16 protein-coding genes are annotated in these 21,699 nt (G+C 68.2%); 3 read left to right on the forward strand and 13 right to left on the reverse strand.

The genetic code is table 11. From position 1 onward, the window contains the following. Positions 1-129: 129 nt before the first annotated feature. The 11 genes from Pla175_RS09250 to Pla175_RS09300 form a co-directional block, all read right to left on the reverse strand. A complete protein-coding gene (locus Pla175_RS09250) occupies positions 130-1,152 on the reverse strand; it encodes an FHA domain-containing protein (protein WP_145283462.1) in 1,023 nt (340 codons plus the stop codon). 128 nt (positions 1,153-1,280) lie between these two features. Then, entirely contained in the window at positions 1,281-3,116 is a 1,836-nt protein-coding gene (locus Pla175_RS09255; RefSeq protein WP_145283464.1) for an adenylate/guanylate cyclase domain-containing protein, read from the reverse strand. Between the two features lie 187 nt (positions 3,117-3,303). Beyond that, the gene (locus Pla175_RS09260; RefSeq protein WP_145283466.1) at positions 3,304-4,149 is read right to left on the reverse strand and encodes a hypothetical protein; all 846 of its coding nucleotides are present in this window, start codon (positions 4,147-4,149) and stop codon (positions 3,304-3,306) included. A gap of 209 nt (positions 4,150-4,358) precedes the next feature. Then, entirely contained in the window at positions 4,359-5,366 is a 1,008-nt protein-coding gene (locus Pla175_RS09265; protein ID WP_197527373.1) for a S66 peptidase family protein, read from the reverse strand. 35 nt (positions 5,367-5,401) lie between these two features. Beyond that, on the reverse strand, positions 5,402-6,676 hold the full coding sequence (locus tag Pla175_RS09270) for a dipeptidase (protein WP_197527374.1): 1,275 nt from the start codon (positions 6,674-6,676) through the stop codon (positions 5,402-5,404). After that, the gene (locus Pla175_RS09275) at positions 6,666-8,735 is read right to left on the reverse strand and encodes a serine hydrolase (RefSeq protein ID WP_145283471.1); all 2,070 of its coding nucleotides are present in this window, start codon (positions 8,733-8,735) and stop codon (positions 6,666-6,668) included. The genes Pla175_RS09270 and Pla175_RS09275 overlap by 11 nt, the downstream gene beginning before the upstream one ends. Before the next feature lie 17 nt (positions 8,736-8,752). Continuing rightward, positions 8,753-9,796 (reverse strand): dipeptide epimerase, encoded by a 1,044-nt coding sequence (locus Pla175_RS09280; RefSeq protein WP_145283473.1) that lies wholly within the window; start codon positions 9,794-9,796, stop codon positions 8,753-8,755. Positions 9,797-9,838: 42 nt separating this feature from the next. Further along, positions 9,839-10,900 carry a DUF1611 domain-containing protein gene (locus Pla175_RS09285; protein WP_145283475.1) on the reverse strand — a complete coding sequence of 354 codons (1,062 nt, stop codon included), beginning with the start codon at positions 10,898-10,900 and terminating at the stop codon, positions 9,839-9,841. 146 nt (positions 10,901-11,046) lie between these two features. Then, positions 11,047-11,994 (reverse strand): S66 peptidase family protein, encoded by a 948-nt coding sequence (locus tag Pla175_RS09290; protein ID WP_145283478.1) that lies wholly within the window; start codon positions 11,992-11,994, stop codon positions 11,047-11,049. Further along, positions 11,991-13,649: a M14 family zinc carboxypeptidase gene (locus Pla175_RS09295; protein ID WP_145283481.1), complete on the reverse strand. Its 1,659-nt coding sequence runs from the start codon at positions 13,647-13,649 to the stop codon at positions 11,991-11,993. Before Pla175_RS09295 ends, Pla175_RS09290 begins: the two co-directional genes overlap by 4 nt. Positions 13,650-13,671: 22 nt before the next feature. Further along, positions 13,672-14,925 carry an AraC family transcriptional regulator gene (locus Pla175_RS09300; RefSeq protein WP_145283483.1) on the reverse strand — a complete coding sequence of 418 codons (1,254 nt, stop codon included), beginning with the start codon at positions 14,923-14,925 and terminating at the stop codon, positions 13,672-13,674. Between the two features lie 254 nt (positions 14,926-15,179). Here Pla175_RS09300 and Pla175_RS09305 point away from each other — a divergent pair, with 254 nt between their 5' ends. Beyond that, positions 15,180-16,250, forward strand: a complete 1,071-nt coding sequence (locus Pla175_RS09305) for an anhydro-N-acetylmuramic acid kinase (RefSeq protein WP_145283485.1) — start codon at positions 15,180-15,182, stop codon at positions 16,248-16,250. Here Pla175_RS09305 and Pla175_RS09310 read toward each other — a convergent pair. Further along, positions 16,228-17,223 carry a BadF/BadG/BcrA/BcrD ATPase family protein gene (locus Pla175_RS09310; RefSeq protein ID WP_197527376.1) on the reverse strand — a complete coding sequence of 332 codons (996 nt, stop codon included), beginning with the start codon at positions 17,221-17,223 and terminating at the stop codon, positions 16,228-16,230. The two genes, Pla175_RS09305 and Pla175_RS09310, sit on opposite strands and share 23 nt — an antisense overlap. Positions 17,224-17,255: 32 nt before the next feature. After that, positions 17,256-18,182 carry an N-acetylmuramic acid 6-phosphate etherase gene (gene murQ / locus Pla175_RS09315; RefSeq protein WP_145283490.1) on the reverse strand — a complete coding sequence of 309 codons (927 nt, stop codon included), beginning with the start codon at positions 18,180-18,182 and terminating at the stop codon, positions 17,256-17,258. 279 nt (positions 18,183-18,461) lie between these two features. Between murQ and Pla175_RS09320 the strand changes: the two genes are divergently transcribed. Both Pla175_RS09320 and ggt read left to right on the forward strand, forming a co-directional pair. Continuing rightward, entirely contained in the window at positions 18,462-19,931 is a 1,470-nt protein-coding gene (locus tag Pla175_RS09320) for a sodium:solute symporter family transporter (protein ID WP_145283493.1), read from the forward strand. Then, a complete protein-coding gene (gene ggt, locus Pla175_RS09325) occupies positions 19,928-21,625 on the forward strand; it encodes a gamma-glutamyltransferase (protein ID WP_145283495.1) in 1,698 nt (565 codons plus the stop codon). Before Pla175_RS09320 ends, ggt begins: the two co-directional genes overlap by 4 nt. Positions 21,626-21,699 lie beyond the last annotated feature (74 nt).

A 21,699-nucleotide genomic window follows, 5' to 3' on the forward strand; every position in this document is an offset into this window, starting at 1 on the left:
TATGACGGCTATTCCCGTAGGGGTATCGGCGCGATCGCCTCGGCTCCTGAAGAGAAATGACTCCGCCGGGGCAAGAACGGCCGGTCCGGAGATATGGGGAGGTTGGGGGGCGGGAGCGGAATGCCGGTGCTAGCGGTTGGCGTTCCGTTTCTCCTTCATCAACTTGATGAGGTGGTCCGCGAACACCTTGGTGCTGCCGAAGAAGACCGAGACGTGCGGTTCGAGCTCGCAGCGCCGGATCCGGTTGTCGATCCGGCCGATCCGCGTGCCGTTGGTGGAGTCGAGATCGTGCAGCTCTACCCTGCGGCCCTGCATGACTAGCTGAGCGTGGTGCTGGGAGACCGACGAGTCGTTGATGACGTAGTCGTTGTCGGGGGAGCGGCCGATGGAGAAGATGCTGAGCTCTACCTGCCGGCAGTCCTCGGGCAGCGGCCAGGGGATGCGGGTCTTTCGGCCCAGGGTGACGATGTCGTCAGCCAGCACCTGCACCGTCTGCGTGACGGGGACGCCGTTGACGTAGGTGCCGTTGAGCGACCGCAGGTCTTCGATCGTGTAGTCGGGGCCGGCCCTGCGGATCTTGCAGTGGCGTCGCGAAACCCACGGCGCGACCACGCGCACGTCGACGCCCGCGGCGCTCCCCACCACCCACTCCTGGTGGGCGGAGCGTTTGGGCAGGTCGTCGGCCGCCTCCGGGAGGCCCCACGAACGCGAGGAAAGGTCGTCCGACGGCGACTCTTCGTAGTCCTGGATCGCGGCGGGCTGGATCCCGGTGCGGGGGGGCTCGACCGCGGGCGGGGAGATCCCCAGGCTGCTCGCGGGCGCAGGGTGGGGGTTGAGCTCGATCAGGTCGCTGGCCGGCGGACGTTTGGCGCGGCCGGCCAGCTCGTCGCGGAGCTGCTGGTCGTACTTTCCGCGTCGCTTAGGATCGAGCAGGCCCAGCTTCGCCAACGCGAGCTCGTTCAACAGTTTCTGAGACTCGATCGGGTGCTTCAACGCCACCCCACGGACGAAGCCGGACTGACGCCGGAAGGCGTTCGCGATCACGGCCGAGTCCTGCTCAAACAACGCCACGCCCAGCAGCCGGTAATAATTCGGCGGCTGCTCTTGGGGCGGGATGCCGAGAAGCTCGTGGTAGACGTCGATGCGGGCCATCGGCCTTGAAAGTGGAGGGTTTTGCCTGTGCGGGGTACCCTCGAGTATCCGGGCCCCTTCGGCCGCCCGCAAGACTCGCCCGCCGGGGTGCGGCGGGAAGCGGGCCCAGGAGCGATCGGTTTTGCGGGTTACTTGCTCGGGAGCTCGAGCACGGGGTCGAACGTTCGGTCTTCTTTGCGCAGCAGCTCCACCACGCGCGACAGCAACAGCAACGACGGCCCGTCGTTCGGGTGGGAGTCGAGGATCGACGACAGCCCCCGCAGCGATTCGGCGAGCGAGCCGGTCTCGAACGCGGCAAGCGCCGCCTCGTACTCCAGGCACAGGCTGCAGGAGGTCGGGTCGTCGTCCCCCAGCAGCTCGAAGACGTCTACCGGCTTCACGATATTCATCACCTGGATCCGGCCGAGCCGGCGGGCCAGCAGCCCATCGCCGGCCGCCTGGCGGGTCGATTCGGAGATCAAGATGTCGACGCCGAAGTGCTTCGTCGCGTCTTGCAGCCGGCTGGCAAGGTTCACCGAGGCGCCGAACGGGGCGTAGCGGAACTTCCGCTCCAGGCCCACGTTTCCTACACGCGCCACGCCGGTATTGATGCCGAACCCCAGTTCGGTGGGCTGCCCGACCACGTCTCGCCATCGGTCGTCGAGCTCCCGCACCAGGTGCGACATCTCCAGCGCCGCCCGGCAGGCACGCGCCGCGTGATCGGGCTGCTCTGTCGGCGCTCCCCACATGATCATCAGCTCGTCACCGATGAAGTCCACCAGCACGCCGTCGTGGTTAGCCGCGCAGTCGGCAAGCTCTCCCATGACCTGGCGGATCCACTCCATGGTTTGTTCGGGCCCGAGCGCCTCGGTAATGTTGCTGAAGCGGCGGATATCGCAGAACAGCAGCGTCACCTCGGTGTCGCGGCACGTGAGCAGGTCGGGGGTCGCGGCAAGACGCTGGGACAGCTCGGTGGTGAAGAACTGCTCGAAGCGGACCCGGGCCTGGGCCGCTTCGCGCTCGTGCCGCAGCCGGGCGCGGCCCGCCGCCACCCCGCCGGCCAGCGCCTCGACCAGCATCGCTTCGAGCTTGGAGATCTCCGCCACCGCGTACCGGCTGCTGGAACGTCGATCGCCGTACAACGCGCCGATCACTTCCCCCGACTCGTCGAGGATGGGCGAAGCGACCGCGGCGGTCCGCTGGCCGCCGTCTGCGGTCGAGGCGTCGCGGGCCTCCCACAGGGTGCGGCGTTGCTTGAGCACCTCCGCCAACAGCCGGTGGTTCAGCTTGAGGGTCGCGACGCCGCTGGCGTTCCCGCGCTCATGCACCGCTACCTGCGTCCAGCGCTGGCCCGGTTCGATCGTAAGCACCTGCCCACGGTCGAAGCCGATCAGCCCCACCAACTGCCGGGCCGCGCTCTTGTTGAACTCTTTAGAGCCGGAGGCGGCCTGCAAGACCTTGGTGACCCCCACTAGCCAGTTGTGCAGGCGTTCCGCGTCGCTGGAGGAGAACTGGTCCGCTAGCCCCAGGCTCGCCGAGAGGTCGAACTCGATGTCCACGTGGTCGGGCGACGGGGGCGACGCGGGGCTCGCGAGCGACAGCAACTGGCTCCCCGGGTCCTCGGGGTAGGAGACCACGATCTGGCTTTCGAACACCGCGAACCGGACCGGAAGAATATAGGTGCGTGTTTCTCCCGGCTTGAGCGCAGACTCGCCATCGACCGACAGGCGGTTGACGCTGGAGACGTTCGTGGCCTCGACCCGGTCTTCCGCGACAGGAACCAGACGCACCAACCGACGCGAAAGGTCGGTGTTGGTGCGCGGGGCGATCGTGAGACGGGCGCCCGGCGGGCCGTGCTGCACCTGGTAGAGGGTCGAGTGGTCGCGACGGCCCTGCCGACCGAGCTCGAGTTCTTCCGATAGGGCCCCCTGGAAAACGGGCTCACCCTGCCAGTAGACCTGCAGTTCTGCTTCGAAACTCGGCATCGCGACCTCGACGTCTACGGCCTAGACGCCCCCCCTTGGGCCACGGGCATTCCCCCAGACGGGCGCAAGCCAACGCCGCTCACGCCCCCCATCTAGTGTAATTGCCGGGCCGCTAGGCCGCGCAAATTAGCAGGCGGGCCCCTTTTGTGGTCAGAGCGGGGCGCAGCCCGGCAGAACCAGTGGGCGCCTAAGGCGTGATGAACACCACGCCGGTCGTGAAGATGCCCTGATAGAGCAGGCCGCGGGCGCTCAGCTCCGGGCGGATCAGGCGGTGGGGGTTGCACGAGCCGGGCCGGTAGCACCCCAACACGTACTGCCGCTCGTGGCAGGGGTCGGCCCCCAGCTTGTAGGGAAGCACGGGGATCGTCGCAAAGAAGTGGGCCGCGCACGCGGCCGACTGTAGGCAGTTGCCCCCGTCACGGACGGCCACGTAGTGGCCGTACCGCTCCACGTTGGGCTGCTCAAAGTAGAGCGGCCAGTGGTACAGGCTCGGGGCCACCCAGTCGAAGCCGGTCGGGACAAACCGCGCCGGCTGGTACGCGACATCGAACAGCGGCGCGTCGAAGTCGCCGAACCTGGCTTCCGCGGGGTTCTGGATGCGGAAGACGCCGGTAGCGTCGTTCATCCGCGTCAGCAGGTCCTTCGGCGGATTTGCGTTGATGTTCAGCGCCTGGACCGGCGTGAACAACGCCGCGGTCAGCGAGTCGGCCGTCTTGGCGGCGGCGACCGCTTCCGGCGCCGCGCCGTCCGCGTTGTTGTCTGCAGTGAAGAAGCTGGCGATGTCCACCGTGCACGATTCGGGCACGACGCTCATGGTGGCCACCACGGTCGGCGCCGCCGCGGCGGGCTCTTGAGCCGGCGCTTCTGCGGCCGGCGTGGTGGCCGCCGTTTCAGGCTCGGCCTCGCGGGCGGCATCTGGCTGCGTGCACGGGACGCTGCCGCCGAGCAGTTCGGCCAAGTCCTGTGCGTGCGCGCCCGCCTGCCCGATGGCGAGGCAGGCAGTCAGCGTTGCAAGCAGCAGTTTGCCGTTCATAGGACGCCTCGGCTGAGATCAACGAACGGGCCGCAGCATTGCGGGCGCGGCCCCATTGGTAGATTCGGCCGATTGGGCTGTAGGAGTTGAGCGGGTTGCTCGGGGAACAACGACTCCTCGCGCCGGCGCCCGTTGGTGGACGGGCGCCTTGGGAAGTTTGGGGCGGCGTTGCGGCCTGCTGGCGCGGGGGTCAACGCTTCGGCCCAGCGCTACGGTTTGTGCGAGGCGGGGCCCTCTTCGGTCGGTCGCCCTAGCAGGGTGACCTGTCCGCTATCGCCGTCGATGGAGAAGCGTCCCCCGACCGGCAGCGTTGCGTTCAGCGCGACGTGCCCGGCCGGGAAATTGGCGACGACCGGGTACGGGGCGTCCGCGAAGTAGTCCTGGAACACTTGCGGGAGCGACAGGCTGGAGTCGTCGTCCTTGGCGTCGCAGTCCTTAAACTGGCCGAGCAGGACCGCCGCGGGCCGGTCGAGCAGGCCCGCCAGCTTGAGCTGGCAGAGCATGCGGTCGACGCGGTAGGGCGCCTCGTTGATGTCCTCCAGGAACAGCACCCGCCCCCGGGTGACGGGCTCGTAGGGGGTTCCGACCAACGCGGCCAGCACCGTCAGGTTGCCGCCGATAAGCCGGCCCTCGGCCGTTCCGGGCGACAGGCACTCCCGCGGCCCCAGGCTTTCGGGTTGAGCGTACTCGTAGGGGGGGCTTGTTTGCTGCGGCGAGCCCCCTTCCAGCATGTGCCAGAAGCAGTCTTCTGAAAACTTGTTCCACCCTTCCTTCGTGCCGAGGCCCCACTGTGGATTGGGCGAGTGGAAGCTTACCCAGTTGCACTTAGCCGCCAGCGCCAGGTGCAACGCCGTGATGTCGCTGAAGCCGATCACGATCTTCGGGTGGGCGCGGATCTTTTCCCAGTCCAGCAAGTTGAGGATGCGCATCGTGCCGTAGCCGCCGGTGCCGGGGAAGACCGCGTCGACCTCGGGGTCGGTCAACGCCTGCATCAGCTCCGCGGCGCGCTGCTGGTCTGTGCCGGCCAGGTAGCCGCGTTGGCGGAAGAGGTCGTCGGGGACCCGGACCTTGTAGCCTCGCTCACGCAGCCGCTCGGCGGCCCGCAGCATCCGGGGCTCGACCAGCTCGCCGGCGGGGGCGACAAACATGATCGTGTCGCCCGGCCGCAGCGCCGCGGGCTTGGTCGGCGGCGCAGCCGCCGCGGGAAGGGCGCTCATGGCGATCACTGCGAGTAGGCCGGCGTGAGAGAGATTCATGGTCCGTTTGCCTTGGCCCGGGTTCCCTTGGCGACCTGCTCTGTCTCGGCGAACACCCGCATCAGGTTTCCGCCCAAGATCTTCGCGATGTCGGCGTCTGAGTAGCCGCGATCGATTAGCCCCTGGGTGATGAGCGGGTAGGCGCCGACGTCTTCTAGCTGCTCCGGGAGGATGCTCACGCCGTCAAAATCGGACCCCAGCCCGACGTGGTCGACGCCGGCAAGCTTCACCACGTGGTCGATGTGGTCGAGCACGGTATGGATGGTGCCCCGGGGTGAGGGGTGCTGGGCGCTCCAACGGCTGAGCTCTCGGTCGACGGCGCGTTCGTCGTCGGGGTGCTCTGCTTGCAGCCTGCGTTGCAGGGAGAGCCTCTCGACGTTGATCGCTGTGGCTTCGGGAACCACGAACGCCGAGAAGAAATTGATCATCACCACGCCGTCCTTCTCTGGCAGCATCCGCAGCACGTCGTCCGGAACGTTGCGTGGGTGGTCGGCGATGCCGCGGGCGGCGGAGTGAGAAAAGATGATCGGCGCGGCCGACACGCGGATCGCGTCCTTCATCGTGTCTGGCGAGACGTGGGAGATGTCGACCATCATCCCGAGTTGGTTCATCTTGCGGACCACCTCTTCGCCGAAGGGGGCGAGCCCGCCGCTCTTGGCTTCGTCGGTGGCGGAGTCGGCCCAGTCGAGCGTGTCGGAATGAGTGAGCGTCATGTAGCGGGCCCCCAGGTCGTAGAGCCGCTCGAGCACGCTCAGCGACCCCTCGATGCAGTGCCCCCCCTCAACGCCGATCAGCGACGCGATCTTTCCCTCGCCGTGGATCCGCTGGATGTCCGCCGTGGAGAGGGCCAGTTCGAAGTCGCCCGGGTAGCGACGGATCATCTGCCGCACCAGCTCGATCTGTTCGAGCGTGGTGAGCAGCGACGTGCCGCGACGCGCCGTGGAGACAGGCACCCAGACAGACCAGAACTGCGCCCCGACCCCCCCGGCGTGGAGCCTGGGGATGTCCGTCTGCAGCGTCGGCTGGGGTTGGGAGATGTCGATCTTGCGGAAGTCCGCGTACTGCTGATCGCGCAGCTCCCATGGCATGTCGTTGTGGCCGTCGATGACCAGCGACGCGGCGTGGAGCTTGCGTGCGTGGTCGGTGAGCACGATCGGCCCGCGACCGGCCGCGTCCCCCTCGGCGCCGGGCGCTTCGGCCGCGAGGGCGAGCAGGGCTAGCGCCGTGAATGTTGTCAGTCGGCGGACGCCGAGTGTTAGTCTATTGGTCACCGGTTTCTCCAGAGCCGCGGGCGAGCTGTCGCCACGCCCAGCGGAAGAGGTTGCGTGAATCGATGTAGCGGGAGTCGCTGCTGGGGGCGCCGAGCACGACGACGATCAGCCCCCTGCCCTCTCGTTCGCCGGAAGCCACCAGGCAGGCGCCGGCGCCCGGCGTGGTGCCGGTCTTCACGCCGGTGAAGCCGTCGATCCCCAGCAGACGGTTCGTGTTGGTCCAAACCACGTTGCGCTGGTAGCCCGAAAGGGACCCCAACGTCGCGCCGTGCTGGCGGGTGGCGACGACCTCCCGCAGCACGGGCGACTTCATCGCGGCGTGGGCGAGCCGGGCCATGTCGCGGGCAGAAGTAACGTGGCCCTTGGCCGTGAGCCCGCTGGTGTTGCGGTAACCTGTTTCTTTCATCCCCAGCCGCTTTGCTTCTGCGTTCATGGCGCGGATGAACCCCTCGTACGGTCCGCCGTCTTGCTTTGGGTCGGGGTCGACCCTAGCGCCAAAGTGCTCGGCGAAGGCGACCGAAGCGTCATTGCCCGATGGCAGCATGAGCCCGTAGAGCAGCTCGCGGACCGTGACGGTTTCGCCCGCGCGGACCCCCGAGGTGGAGCCGGGGGTCTCGTCGGCGACCGTAGAGAAGACGATCTCTTCGTCCAGCACCTCGGGGTCGCTCTCGGCGAGCTTCAGCACCAGGTGAGCGGTCATGATCTTCGTGACGCTGGCCGGGTCACGGGCCTCGGAGTCGTTCATGCCCCACAACAGCTCGCCGTTCGCTGCGTCGGCGATCGCGTAGGCGGCGCTCGCCACCAGGGGGGGGCCCCCGAGCCGGTCGGCCGGCTTGGTTGAAAGCGACTCGGCGTTCACGACCTCGGGTGGCGCCTCGGGGGCGTCTTCGGTAATCAGCGGTCCGAGCGCCCGCCATGTGGCCGCGTCGACGCGGCCGGTCACCTCCAGGCCCTCTTGCTTCTGAAACGCCTTGACGCCCGACTCGGTGTTGGGGCCGAAGTCTCCGTCGACCCCGATCCCAAGGCTCGGCTCGGTGCGGGCATTGAGCGTCCGCTGCAGCGCCTCGACCAGCAGCCCATCGGACCCGACCGCAAGCACACGCGCGGGGGGCACGGCGGGCGTTTCCTCTGGCTCATTAAAGTGGTCGTAGAGCGTCTTGCCGAACGCGGCCGCCAGCAGCTCGGCCTCGTTCTCGGCGCCCCAGCCGCGGTCTGCGTTGTCGGTCGTGAGGATGCAGAACGCCAGCGGGCCCCCCTTGGACTCGATGATGCCGGCGTCGCAACGCGTGGCGGAGACCGAGCCTGTCTTGTGGGCGACCTCCACCTCCTCTGGCAGGTAGCGGGGGACCTTCGACCGATCGTCGCAACGCCGCAGGTGGCCCAGCATGGCCTCGCACGACTCGGAGGACGCGGCGTCGCCCTTGTAGAGCGACTCCAGCAACCGGATCATGTCCGCCGCGGTCGTGCTCCCCAAGCCGTACTTCTGGCTGCGCTCGGGGTCGATCGTGGTCTCCCGCAGGAACACCTTGGAATGGAGCTGCGTCTCTGGGTAGCCCAGCTTGCGCATCAGCGCGCTGGTGGCCGGCAGGCCCGTCTTCTCGATCACAAGGTTCGTGGCGGTATTGTCCGAGAAGACGATCATCAGCTCGATGGCGTCTCGCAACGAGAACCGAGCGCCGGCCGACATGTGTTCGCTAAGCACGCCGGAGCCGGGGACCTTGTCTTGTTTTCGCAGCTCGATCGTCGCGTCGGGCGATAGCTCGCCGGCGTCGATCTGCCGGTAGGCGGTCAGCATGATCGGCAGCTTGATCAGGCTGGCCGTGGGCATCGGCTGGTCGGCGTTCCAGGCGAACGACTCGCCGGTGTCGAGCTGCTTGGCCGCGGCGCCGACCACGCCGCGGTGCAGTTTGATGAGCTGGGCGACCGCGTCCTGCAGGGCGTCGTGCTGGGCCGCGGAAGGCGCTTCCGCGGCGGGCTCTGCCGCGTCGCCGGGGCGGGCGCACGCCAGCGCCAGCAGGCACAGCAAGAATCGGGGCGAGGCGGGGGGGCGATGCGGCATGGCAGGTTGTTTCGGGATTAGCTCAGGGGGCCGTCGTTCAGCACGATTCCGGATCCGGGCAGGTCTGGGTAGGCGCAGCGTCCTTCGCTCACCACAGCGCCGGTAGCGATGTCGCTGGCCAGCAGCGCCGCGCCGTCCATGTCAACGTAGTCCAGCATGGGGGCCAACTGGGCGATCGCAGAGATGCCGACGCTCGACTCCGTCATGCAGCCGACCATGGTCTTCATCCCCAGGGCTTTGGCCCGGGCGATCATCCGCCGCGCCGGCGCCAGGCCGCCGCATTTGACGAGCTTGACGTTCACGCCGTGGAACAGGCCGGCGCACCGATCGACATCGGCCTCGAAGACGCAGCTCTCGTCCGCGATGATCGGCAGCGCCGACTCGTGGAACACCCTGGCCGCGGCGTCGCGCTGGTCGGCCGGCAGCGGCTGCTCAATGAACTCAACGCCCAGGTCGCGTAGCTTGGGGGAGATCTCGATCGTGTAGTCAGCCGTCCAGCCGCAGTTGGCGTCGACCCGGAACGTGGCGTCGGTGTGCCGCCTCAGCTCTTCGATGATCGCCAGGTCGTCACCCCCGCCGAGCTTGATCTTGTAGATCGGCCAGCCTCGGGCTTCTTCGAGCTTGGCCGCCATCTTGGGGATCGTGTCGATGCCGATGGTGTAGTTCGACTGCGGCGCGTCCTGCTTGGACAGGCCCCAGAGCTGATGGAGCGGGCGCCCCTGCAGCTTGCCCCACAGGTCGTGCGCGGCAAGGTCGAGCGCGCACAGGGCGAAGGAATCCTCCGGCCGCTGCGACAGCTCACCGGCGAGCCGGGCCAGCAGCGGCGCGGGGTCGTCGGCCACGGCGGCCCCTTCGACGATCGGCCGGACCCGCTCGAGCGCGGCGGTCATGCTCGGGAGCGTGGCGCCGTAGTACGGGTTGGTTGTGGCCTCGCCGTAACCGTGGCGCCCCCCTTCGGAGAGCTGCACGATCAGGGTCGGCTGCCGATCGGTCGAGCCGCGGGCGATCGTGAAGACGTGCTTGAGCGGGAGCTCGAAGTCTTGGTAGCGGAGCTCGGGCAAATTGCGGATCGGTGTTGGAGGGCGCCGGTCGGGAGGGGAGGTTTAGGCCATCGCCGCGGCCGGAACGATTTTTTCGCGGTAGGCCAGGATCGCGTCGATCAGCTCGCCGGCGCCGTCGCGGATGGGGTCGGCAACCGGCAGCCCTAGCTCGCCGCGCATCCGCTTGCGTTCTTCGGCGGCCTCGTCGGCGCTCAGCTTGCGGCTGTTCATCGCCAGCGCTACCACCTTGGAGGGGTGCATCAACGCGGCGAGGTTCTCGTACGCCTCGATGGTGCGCGCCACCGACGCCAGCGGCACGTGGGGCATGCCGTGCACCTGGGTGCGGCCCGGCTCGTAGACCATCACCATGGCGTGCGGCCGCGAGCCGTGCAGCAGGCCCGCCGAGACGCAGGAGTACCGCGGGTGGGCGATGGTGGCCTGGCCCTCGATGATCAGCACCTCGTGCTGCTGGCGGTCGAGGATCAGTTTCTCGACGGCGCCGTTCACGAAGTCGGATACGACGCAGTCGATCGGGCAGCCGTCCCCCTCGATCATGATGCCGGTCTGGCCGGTGGCGACGAACTTGGCGTCGATGTCGCGCCGCTTGAGTTCGCGGGTCATCTCAACCGCCGCCACCATCTTGCCGATCGAGCAGTCTTGGCCGATGGTCAGCACGCGGAACGCGTCGTCGCGGAAGCCCTTGCCCGAGGCGACCTCACGCTCGGAGTTCTTGCGGACGTCCTGGATCGTGGCGCCGTGCTGCTGCGCCGCGGCCGCGAGCTCTGGGTCGTCGGACAGGAACTGGTGCAGCCCCGACACCACGTTCATCCCGCGTGCGAGGGCCTCGACCAGGATCGGGCGCCAGGCGTCGGGCACTTTGCCCCCGGGGGGGGCGATTCCGATCATCAGCGTGTTGGCGCCCTCGGCCGCGTTGAGGTCGCCGATCACCGGCGTCTCGCCGCCGACGCCGAGCAGCGCCTGGCTTGTCTGCCCCACGGCGCCCCGGTCGAACACAGCGACGACGTCTTGCGGGCGGTAGCGGATCACACACACGGCGGTCTTGGCGACCAGCGGGTCGCTGTGACCATCGGTGAGCAGCACGATGCGTTGCGAGGCTTGTTCCATTCCGGTCGTCTAGCTCCAGGTCGGTTCGCGGCAAGGGCGCCGCTTGCAGGGTTATCGTACTAGCGGCGCCCACTCCACGGTAACAATCGCCGTGCGCAGTGGATTCGCGATTCCGCGCAGGGGAGGGCTTCTGCCGAGCGGGCCGATCACGGGACGCAGCGCTGCAGCACTTCTAGCCGGCCGCGGTCGGGATCGATTTCGCACAGGGCGCCCAGCGGAAGCGTGAGGTTAGGCAGCGCGTGGCCCACCGGCAGCCCGGCCAGCACCGGCTTGCCGAGCGGCGTGAGGTAGTCGCTCAGCACGTCTGCGGCCGACCCCCCCTGCCCCGCTAAGCAGTTGCTGAAGTAGCCCAGGGCAAAACCTGCGGCGGCGTCGAGCTTGCCGCTGAGTTTTAGCTGGGCCAGCATGCGGTCGACGCGGTACGGCGGTTCGTTGCAGTCTTCCAGGAAGAGGATGGCGCCGGCGGCGTCGATGTCGTAGGGGGCGCCGATCAAGCCGCACAGCACGGCCAGGTTTCCGCCGACCAGCGGACCCCGCGCCACGCCGCGGCACGCTTCGAGCGCTGGTGTGGCGTCTGGGTGGTTGGGATCGACCCGGACCACGCAGGACTCACTTTCGCCCGCTGTAGCCGCCAAGAAGTGCGCAATGGAGCCGGCGCCATCCGATTCCGGCCCTTGCCAATCCACTACGTGCGGGGCGTGGAACGTCGCCAGCCCCGTCCTGAGTCGCACCGCGGCGTGCAGCGCGGTCAGGTCGCTGTAGCCGGCGATGATCTTCGGCGAGCGGACGAGGGCCCCGTAGTCGATCCGGTCGAGGATCCGTGCGAGCCCGTATCCGCCGCGGGCCGCGATAACGGCGTTTGTCTCTGGGTCGGCCAGCGCTTGATTCAGCTCCGCGGCGCGTTCGGCGTCCGACCCCGACAAGTAGCCGGTCGGCCGGCATAGGTCGCGGTACTGCTTTACGCGGAAGCCGGCGTCGGTGAGCGACGCAATGCCCCGCTCGAGCGCATCGCGTTGCGGGCTGCTTGCCGGCGCGACGACCGCGATACAGTCGCCGGGACGCAGCGGCGGCGGGAAGATAGCGGCCTGTGTCATGGTTCGTTCGCGGCTCCGAGGGTCCGCCTCAGCAGCACGCCACCGGCGGTGCCTGATGGATGTAGGGCTTCGATGCCTCCCACCAGCACCTCGCGCAGCCCGCCGAGAACGCCGGCCGGGTCGGCGTCGCAAACTACTAGGTCTGCGTGGAACCCGCGTTGCACCCGGCCCCGGCCCGGCAGGCCGAACCGCTGGGCGACGCCGGCGGTTTCTTCGCACCACGCTTCAACGGTCGTGGGCGCCGGAGCGTCGAGGCGCGGCGCGGCGGTCGTGTCGACGACCGGCATCCCCACCGAGCGGGCGAGGTCCGTCTGGTCGGCGTCGTCGTCGTCGCAGAGGACCGCCACCACGTTTGCTTGGAGGAACCTGAGCAGGGTTGTAGGAGTGAGCTCTGCCGCGGCGCCAACCAACGCCACGTTGACGGCGGGCCCATCCAGCGAAGCCTGAAAATCGGCCGCATGCCCCGCGGCGATCTCGTCGGGGGTGACCGGCGCCAGCAGCGTGGTCGCCCCACACCGCAGCGCCCGAGAGTAGACCGCGTCGCCGAGGCTTGAGAGGTTGTCTGCAATGCAGATCCGGCCCGGGAGACACACCGCGCCTGCGGCCGAGAGGGTACGGACCCCGCCGTGCGCGGTCAGGTCGCCGATCTCTGCGATCACCCCCTGCGCGGCGTCGGGGCGCAGCAGCGAGCGACTTGGAAAATTGACGCCGAGATCGATCTTGGCCGGGCCGACCGACGCGCGTTCGATCAGCAGGTCGAACAGGCGGTGCTCGCCCTGCCGCTTCAACGACGTGTACCCCACCGGGTCTGCCTGACGGAATGAATCGTCCGCCAGCGCGAGCAGCGCGGCCCGCATGCCCAGTTCGTGCAGGTCTGCCATCGGCGGGTCCCCCGGGCGGCTGCCCCCCGCTTCGATCAGCACGGTGGCCACCCCCTGGCTCTGGAACCACTCGCCGAACGCGGTGGGCATGTAGTCCGCGTCGTAGCGGGTGACCCTGCCGTCGCAGTGCGGCCAGACCGCTTCGCGGATCACGGCCGCTAGCTGCGTCGCCTGCTCGACGCTTGGGGAGGACGTGCCCGCGTGGTCGCGTGGGGGGGCGAGCAACGCCACCGCCACCGGCGCCGCGCGGTCCGCCAGTCGGGTGCGGTGGTTCTGATTGTGGAGGTTCAGGGCGTACGCCGGGCGGAAACGGTCCACCAGGGCGTGCAGCGTTCGGCCCTCGGGGGTGGCGAGGTCACGCGCGTCGCGGTTGATGTCGATTCCTTGCGCGTTGTGCCGCGTGCCGCGCACGGCGCCGTCGGGATTGAGCATGGGCACGAGGCCGAGCGTGAGGCCATCGAGGATCGCCGCGCTCGCATCGGTCGTGGGTTGGCTTAGCAGCCATTCGACCAGCCGCACCAGCACGGTGGTGTGCGTCTCTTCGTCGCCGTGCATTTGCGACCAAGCGAGCAGCCGCTTGGGCCCGCGGCCCAGCCCGAGCAGCGTGATCGGACGGCCCTCGTGCGACCGGCCAACCCGCGTGCAGGTTACGGCGCCCGGGAACCGCTTCGGGAGCTCCGCGATCCAGGCGGCCAGCGCCGGGTAGGCCCACGGCCGGTGGGCGCTCGCGGCGCTCTTATCGTCGGGGGGCCCGAGTCGCTCGCTTTGGGTCATTGCGGCGCCGTGTCGGGCTGGTTCAGAAACTGCCGGTGTTGATCTTCTGCCCAGAGAGCAGGTTCTTGCGGAACGCCTGCGGCGTCCGCTCGTTTTCTTTCTTAAACGCCACCCCAAAGCGGGTAGCGTTGGAGAAGCCGCACGCCAGCCCGACCTCGGTGATCGACAGCTCCGGCTTGCCAAGCAGTTCTTGGGCGCGTTCCAACTGCACGCGGCGGATCTCCTTGGCCGGCGAACGCCCCAGGTAGTGCCGGAACTGGATCTCCAGCGTGCGGCGCGAGATGGGGATGTCTCGGAGGATATCGTCCACCACGATCCCCCGGCAAGCGTGCTTGCGGATGAACCGCAGGGCGTCGACGATCATCGAGTCGTCGATCGCCAGCAGGTCGGTCGACTGCCGACTGGTGACCCCGCGCGGCGGGATCCGGATAGGCTCCTTCGGCGCGGGCTCTCCGGCGATGATCCTATCGAGCAGCTCGGCCGCGTCGTGGCCGATCTTCTCGCTCGCGACGTTGATGTTCGACAGCGGGGGGGTCGAGACCTCACACATCAAGTCGTCTGCGTCGCCGGCGAGGATCGCTACGTCGTCGGGGACGCGCACGCCGGTGAAGTGGCAGATTTCTGCGAGCTGGCGCGCTTGGTGCGCCTGGACCGTCAGCACGGCCACGGGGCGCGGGAGCGAGCTGAGCCAACGCGACGCGCGTTGCTGTTGTTCTGCCCAGCTCAAGATGCGTCCGGCGCGGTACCCGGGCTTGTACTCGATGCACTCGTAGCCGGCTTCTTTGACGATCTCTCGGAACGCCTCGCCCCGCTTCTTGGAGTACTGATGGCTCGGCGGAGCAAAGTAGGCGAAGTGGCGGAAGCCGCGGTCGAGCAGGTGCGCCAGCGCCATGCGGCCCAGCTCTTCTTCATCCGTCACTACCGAAGGCGCCCCCGTCAGGTCGTCGTACAAATCGTCAACGTTCACCACCGGCATGCGGCGGGCCGCGATCTGCTCCAACTGCAACCGGGTGCTGAGCCGGGCAATCACCCCCGCGCCGGTCCACCCGTCCGGCAGCGCAGAACGCTGCTCATGGTCCCGCGGATCGATCAGCAGGTGCCAGTCGCCGTGCGTCTCTGCGTAGTTCGCGATGCCGCGGATCACGCTGCATCCGGAAGAGGTGTCGGTTTCCACCAGCACGGCGACACTGCGGACCCCCGCCTGCAGCACGGGGCTCCGTGGCGTGGCGTTAGCGGCGAGCGACGAGGTCGGCGTCGGCATAGTGGGTCTTTCCATCCCGATGGTGTCTTCATGTTGGCGGCGTCCAGCCCTGGCCAACGACGCGTTTGACTACTAGTCTCCTGTGATAGCTTTAGTCTACTAGACGTGGATCGGTTTGTCTGCGCTTATGCGAGTGCGGATATCTGTTTTTCTGATTTCGGGTTGACGATTTTTCGGCCGGACTGATCGGCCCACGCGACCCGCATCGCGGCGTTTGCCGACGGAAGCCGCACTTAAGGAGCTCGCTCGGTTTGGGAAAGAAGTCGATCGTGGCGGTTGGATTGATGAGCGGCACCTCCGCCGACGGCGTCGACGCGGCGCTGCTGCATACCGACGGTGAGTCCGTGATCGACGTGCGGGGCGGCATCACGCTCCCCTACGACGACGATATGCGCAGCCGCTTGCTCGACGCGTCGCAGCACGATGCGCCGACCGTCGAATTGCTCCGCCTCGAGCGCGACGTCACCATGCACCATGCGGCCGCGGTCGCCAAGCTGCTCTCCAAAGCGGCTCCGTCGGACCGCAAACCAGAGGTGGTCGGCTTCCACGGCCACACGATCCGGCACGTGCCGCGCGAAAACCTAACGATGCAGATCGGCAACCCCTGGCTGCTGTCGCAAGAAACCGGCTTGCGGGTGGTTACGGACTTCCGCCGCAACGACATCGCGCTCGGCGGCCAAGGGGCGCCCCTGGCTTCGATGTTCCACCAGTCGCTGTTCGTCGACGAAGCGCCGCCTATCGGCGTGCTCAACCTGGGGGGCGTGGCCAACATTACTTGGCTGGGACCCAACAACACGATCATCGCGGGCGACACCGGACCCGGGTGCGGGCTGCTCGACGAGTGGGTGCAAGAGATGGCGGGCATGCCGCACGACCGCGACGGCAAACTCGCCCTGGCGGGCGAGGCGCATCGTGAGATCGTGGAGGAGGCGCTGGCGGAAGAGTTCTTCACCAAGCCGCTGCCCAAGAGTGCGGACCGGTTCGAGTTCGACCATATCGACGTCTCGATGCTGTCGATCGAAGACGGCGCCGCGACGCTCTGCGCCGTCACCGCGGGGGCCATCTACGCGGCCGCGCGAAAGCTGCCGGCGATGCCTTCGACGCTCTGGGTGACCGGGGGCGGGGTCCACCACCCGCTCATCATGAAGATGCTGGCCGACTTCTTCGGCTCGGTGCGCTGCGTTTCGGAGCGCGGACAAAACCCAGACACCCTCGAGGCCGAGTGCTTCGCGTGGCTGGCGGTGCGGCACCTTCGTGGACTGCCGCTCACGATGCCGGAAACCACCGGCTGCAGCGAGGCGACCTGTGGCGGCACGGTTACTTGCGGCTGCCCGGCGTGATGCGCCAGTGCACCTGCGGATCACACGCGGCGGCCGCCAACAGCAGCCCGCCGAGCGTCGCGTCGTAGACCACCTCGACGCCGCGGACCGCAACCCCGCCGTCCAGCAGCGCCCGCCGCACCCCGTCGCGGAGCGGCTCGCAATGCGTTAGCACCCCCCCGGCCAGCGCCAGGGAGACCTCCCCCCCAGCGACGCCGGCCCGTCTTGCGGCGCGTGCGCCGATCTCGCCCAGCTCCTGCGCGGCGTTGGCGATCAGCGATAGGCAGCGGCTGTCGCCGCCGGCGGCCAGCCCGATCACGACCGAAGCCAGCGAGGCGATCTGGGTGCGGGCCTGCGGCAGGCGGTGGATCACGCCGGGGACGAGCGCTACGTCGGACGCGTCGAAGCGGGCGAGCACGGATTGCGCAAGCTCCGAGGCCGGCGCCGCTGCTTCTGCTTCCGCGAGCACGGCGCGCACCGCTGCGCGGCCAAGGGAGTAGCCGCTGCCGTCGTCACCCAGCAGGTAGCCCCACCCGCCGGCGAAGCAGGGCGCGCCCGCGGCGCCGCGGGCAATCGCCACCGAGCCGGTCCCAGAAATAATCCCCAGGGCCGGCCCGGGCCCGGCGGCGGCAAGCACCGGCGCCCAGTCGGCAACCGCGTCGACGCGCCCGGCGAGTCGCCGCTGACGCCCCCATTCCGACACGCGCCGGTGCATCTCACCCGAGGCGGCGCCGGCGACGGCCAGCAACGCAGCGTCTAGCGGCTGCTGCTCGCAGCCGGCGTGGCGCCGCGCCTCGGCGATCGCTGCTTCTATCGCTTCGACGGCGTGGTCAAAGCCGGCCGAGAGGGGGTTGCCCGGTCCGGCGGCGCCGCCGCCCAGCGGGTGGACCTGTCCGTCGGCGTCGGCGCGCGCGATCGTGGCGCGGGTGCCGGTGCCGCCGGCGTCGACGGCCAGCAGGAGCCTTGATTCGGCGCCAACAGGGTGCGTTTCCACGGGCGCCGGGCCTTGCGCGTTCGGGCCGCGCTCTAGTGAGATTTTCCGTTGCTCGATTCGGAGGCAGCCGCGGCGGCGAGCGCGCGTCCGATGTGCCCGCCGTAGGCGGCCAGCAGCTCGCGGGCGCGTTCGGGGGCCAGGTCGGCCTGCCAAGCGACGATCGCGGTCTTGACCTCTCCCTCGCACGTCTCGAGTTGCTTGATGGCTTGATCGGCCTCAAGCCCGGTCGCTTCGCTCACGATCCATCGCGCGCGTTCGGCGAGTTTCGAGTTGGTCTGCTGGACGTCGACCATCAGGTTACCGAACGTCTTGCCCAATTGCACCATGACGCCGGTGCTGATCATGTTGAGCACCATCTTGGTGGCGGTGCCCGCTTTCATGCGTGTCGAGCCGCTGAGCACCTCTGGGCCGACGATCGGTGCGATCACCAGGTCGGCCTGCATGGCGACTTCTGCGTCGCGATTGCAGGTGAGGGCGATGGTGAACGCGCCGCGGCTGCGGGCGTAGGAGAGGCCGCCGATCACGTAGGGGGTCCGGCCGCTGGTGGCGATGCCCACCACCGCGTCGTCGACAGAGACGTTGTGACCCTTCAGGTCTTCGATCGCCAGCGCCTGGCTGTCCTCAGCGCCCTCTACCGCTTTGAGCAGCGCCGATGGCCCGCCGGCGATGATGCCGATCACCTGGTTCGGATCGGAGTTGAACGTGGGTGGGCACTCGGCCGCGTCGAGCACGCCCAGCCGCCCCGAGGTGCCGGCGCCGAAGTAGAAGAGACGCCCCCCTGCTTCGAGGCGCTCGGAGACAACCTCAACCGCCCGGGCGATCGCCAGTTCTTCTTCCGCGATCGACGCGGCGATGCGTGCGTCCTCTGCGTTGATCAGCCGGACGATCGCGAGCGGCGATAACGAATCCAAGTCCGTCGAAGCCGGATTGCGGGACTCGGTGGTCAGCGATTGAAGCATAGGAAAGCCGAGGCTCGGCGGTAGTGCTGCGGCAGCCGGGTAGAAGCGGTAGCGACGACAAGCTAAGCCGCCTGCACGGAAGCCAGAGGCGAATACGAGGCGCCTCAACCGTGCCTAAGCATCTTAAATCGCTGGTTGGCTAAGGCACAATCGAGATGCGCGAATCGGATAGAATGCTGCGCGTGACGCTCCTTTGCGGCGTTTAATATTGAGCCACCGCCCCCCGCAACACGCGGGTTTTCCCCGGTGGACGCCCCGACTCTGCCAAGAGAAGTTCGCTTGCTTGCACCCGAGTTAGCCCCGGCCGACTACGCCGTGATTGTCGCCTATCTAGGCGTCATGACGATTGCCGGCGTGTGGTCGGGCCGGTCGAACCGTTCCGAAGAAGGATTCTTTCTAGGCGGGCGCGGGCTCCCCTGGTGGGCGCTCTTGGCGTCGATTGTCGCTACCGAAACCAGCGCGGTCACTTTCTTAAGCCTCCCCGGCAAGACCTACGCCACGGACGGCAGCTTTGCCTTCCTGCAGCTTGCGTTGGGGTATGTCATCGGCCGGGTGATCGTCGCCAAGTTCTTGCTGCCCGAGTACTTTCGCGGCCGGATCTTTACCGCTTACGAGGTGCTGCAGGAGCGTTTCGGGCCGGGCGTGCGGCTGCTTGCCTCATCGGTGTTCTTAATCACGCGCAACCTCTCCGACGGGCTGCGGCTGTTCTTGGCGGCACTGCTGCTTCAGGCGGCGCTAGGCATCGGTTTTACCCCTTGCGTGCTGGTGATCGCCGGCGTCACTACCGCCTACGCCATGTTCGGCGGCGTATCGGCGGTTGTCTACAACGATTTTTTTCAGTTTGTTGTTTACATGCTCGGCGCCATGGTCGTGCTAGGGATGCTGCTGGCGCAAACGCCCGACGGCGCCACGGGGCTGGTGGAGTTCGCAGCGAGCACGGGCCGGCTGCGGGTGTTCGACCCCAGTTGGTCGCTCACCGCCCCCGACATCACGCTGTGGTCCGGCTTGATCGGCGGCGCCGTGCTGACGATCGCCACGCACGGCGCCGACCAGATGATGGTGCAGCGGTACTTGTGCGCCAGGTCGGAGCGTTCGGCGGCGCTTGCGCTGGTGCTTAGCGGGCCGCTGGTGCTGCTGCAGTTCGCCCTCTTCTTGGTGATTGGCGTTGGGCTGGCGCAGTTCTACGCCACCCACCAGGTTGCCTACGAAGTGGCGGCGGGCGACCGCGTGTTCCTTACCTATCTGGTGCAAGAACTCCCCACCGGGCTGCGTGGGCTCTTGATCGCCGCGGTGATGGCGGTCGTGATGTCGACCCTGTCGAGCTCGCTCAACTCGTCGGCCGGCGTGGTGGTGAACGACCTCATGGGCGATAAGCTTCGCAGGCGGGGCGCGGCCGCGACGATGGTCGCGGCCCGCGGGCTAACCCTCGCGTTCGCCGCGTTGCAGTCGACTGTGGCGATCGTCGCCTACGAGGGGAGCCTCAAGAGCGACGTCATCGACGCCGTGTTGGCGATCGCCGGCTTCTCTACCGGGCTGCTGCTGGGGCTCTATGTGCTGGGGATGCTGGTGGGCCGGGCAAGGCCTCTGGTTGGGATGATCGCCTTCGGGGGCGGGTTGGCCGTCACCTGTGCCGCTGTATTTCTGTCGCCCCTGAGCTGGCCGTGGTATTGCTTGGTCGGATCATCGTCGACGCTAGGGATTGGGCTGCTGCTGACCGGCGGCCGAGGACACCCGTTGGAGGAAGCATGACAAGTCGCCGATTGGTTGCAGCAACATGGGGATTCATCGCCGTTCTTATCAGCGCCGCGCAGTGCGACGCGGGCCGCGCGGTGGGAGACGCGTGGGGGGTTGCGACGGTCCACCCCATCGCTACGCAGGCCGCAGAGGACGTGTTCCGCGAAGGGGGCAACGCGCTCGACGCGGCGGTGTGCGCCGCGCTCACGCTGGGCGTCGTTGACAATCACAACTCCGGCATCGGGGGCGGCTGCCTCATCCTGGTACGCACGCCGGACGGCGAGATCCTGGCGATCGACGGCCGCGAAACGGCGCCCGCCGCGGCCAGCCGCGAGATGTACTTCGTGGACGGCGTCGCCGACACCGCGCTCAGCCAAACCGGCCCGCTGGCTATCGCGACCCCCGGCGCCCTAGCCGCCTACCAGCTCGCGTTGGACAAGTGCGGCTCGCGCCCGCTGGCCCGGCTGCTGGCGCCGGGCGCCCGTGCGGCGGCCGAAGGCTTCCCCATCGACCGCAACTACGCCAACAGCATCCGCAAGTACGCGGCCGAGCTGCTGGCCAACGCGGGGCCTGACGACCCGCGCCTGCACGCCGACCACTCGCCGCTCCGCCAAGGCGAGACGCTGGTGCAGACAGACCTCGCCAACACCTACCGCAAGGTCGCCGAGAACGGCGTCGACTGGTTCTACCGCGGCCCCTTCGCGTCGATCACTGATCACTGGATGAAACAGCACGGCGGAGTGATGAGGGCCGAAGACCTTGCCAACTATCAAGCCAAGCAGCGCGAGCCGATCCGCTCCACGTACCACGGCTATACCGTTGTCGGGTTCCCGCCCCCCAGCTCGGGCGGCATCCACATCGCGCAGCTGCTGGCGTTGATGGAGCCCTACGACCTGCGGGCCATCTCCCAGAAGTCGCCGGCCGATGGCGTCCATCTGGTTGCCGAGGGGATGAAGCTGGTGTTTGCCGACCGCGCGTACTGGCTGGGCGACGCAGACTTCGCCGAGGTTCCCAAAGGGCTGATTGACCCCAAGTACCTGGAGGGACTCGCGGCCAAGATCTCGCCAGACCACGCCACCCCCGTCCCGCGGCACGGCACGCCCAGCGGCTGGAGCGGCGACTTGTTCGGTCGGCACACCACCCACATCGCCGCCGCCGACGCAAAGGGCTACTGGGTGGCGATCACCGCCACCGTGAACACGTCGTTCGGATCCAAGGTGGTTATCCCGGGGACCGGGGTCGTCATGAACAACGAGATGGACGACTTTTCCATTCAGCCAGGCGTGCCGAACGCCTTTGGGCTGGTGGGCGCCGCGAACAACGCCGTCGAGCCCGGCAAGCGTCCCCTCTCGAGCATGACCCCCACGATCGTACTAAACGACGCGGGCGCCCCGGTGCTTACCGTCGGCGCCGCGGGGGGGCCGAAGATCATCACCCAGGTGGCGCTGGCCGTGCTGCGGACCCTGGGCAAAGGAGAGCCGCTGGAGCAGGCCATCGCGTCGCCCCGATTCCACCACCAGTGGCTGCCCGACGAGCTAGGCCTAGAAGCCGGGACTCCCCCGGAAATTCGCCGGGCCCTAGAAGCCAAGGGCCACAAGACATACACGCTGCCCACGGCCGGCGTCACCCAGGCGATCGGGCTCGACGCACAGGGGCGCTTCATCGCGGTGAACGACCCGCGAGCCGCCGGCAAAGCAGCGGCGCAGTAGCGGCGGTTCGGTGGCCGATCGCAAACATCTTTTAATCACCTCGAAGAGACTCCCAGAATGCGACTCCAAACCGC

Origin of the sequence: Pirellulimonas nuda (assembly GCF_007750855.1) — a bacterium.
GTDB classification, from domain to species: domain Bacteria; phylum Planctomycetota; class Planctomycetia; order Pirellulales; family Lacipirellulaceae; genus Pirellulimonas; species Pirellulimonas nuda.

What these genes read in the sequence shown, in the direction of transcription:
- Pla175_RS09265 (WP_197527373.1), bottom strand. Translation starts at nt 5,366, where the DNA reads ATGAGCGCCCTTCCCGCGGCGGCTGCGCCGCCGACCAAGCCCGCGGCG.
- Pla175_RS09285 (WP_145283475.1), bottom strand. Translation starts at nt 10,900, where the DNA reads ATGGAACAAGCCTCGCAACGCATCGTGCTGCTCACCGATGGTCACAGC.
- Pla175_RS09275 (WP_145283471.1), bottom strand. Translation starts at nt 8,735, where the DNA reads ATGCCGCATCGCCCCCCCGCCTCGCCCCGATTCTTGCTGTGCCTGCTG.
- Pla175_RS09300 (WP_145283483.1), bottom strand. Translation starts at nt 14,925, where the DNA reads ATGGAAAGACCCACTATGCCGACGCCGACCTCGTCGCTCGCCGCTAAC.
- Pla175_RS09255 (WP_145283464.1), bottom strand. Translation starts at nt 3,116, where the DNA reads ATGCCGAGTTTCGAAGCAGAACTGCAGGTCTACTGGCAGGGTGAGCCC.
- ggt (WP_145283495.1), top strand. Translation starts at nt 19,928, where the DNA reads ATGACAAGTCGCCGATTGGTTGCAGCAACATGGGGATTCATCGCCGTT.
- Pla175_RS09260 (WP_145283466.1), bottom strand. Translation starts at nt 4,149, where the DNA reads ATGAACGGCAAACTGCTGCTTGCAACGCTGACTGCCTGCCTCGCCATC.
- Pla175_RS09290 (WP_145283478.1), bottom strand. Translation starts at nt 11,994, where the DNA reads ATGACACAGGCCGCTATCTTCCCGCCGCCGCTGCGTCCCGGCGACTGT.
- Pla175_RS09250 (WP_145283462.1), bottom strand. Translation starts at nt 1,152, where the DNA reads ATGGCCCGCATCGACGTCTACCACGAGCTTCTCGGCATCCCGCCCCAA.
- murQ (WP_145283490.1), bottom strand. Translation starts at nt 18,182, where the DNA reads ATGCTTCAATCGCTGACCACCGAGTCCCGCAATCCGGCTTCGACGGAC.
- Pla175_RS09295 (WP_145283481.1), bottom strand. Translation starts at nt 13,649, where the DNA reads ATGACCCAAAGCGAGCGACTCGGGCCCCCCGACGATAAGAGCGCCGCG.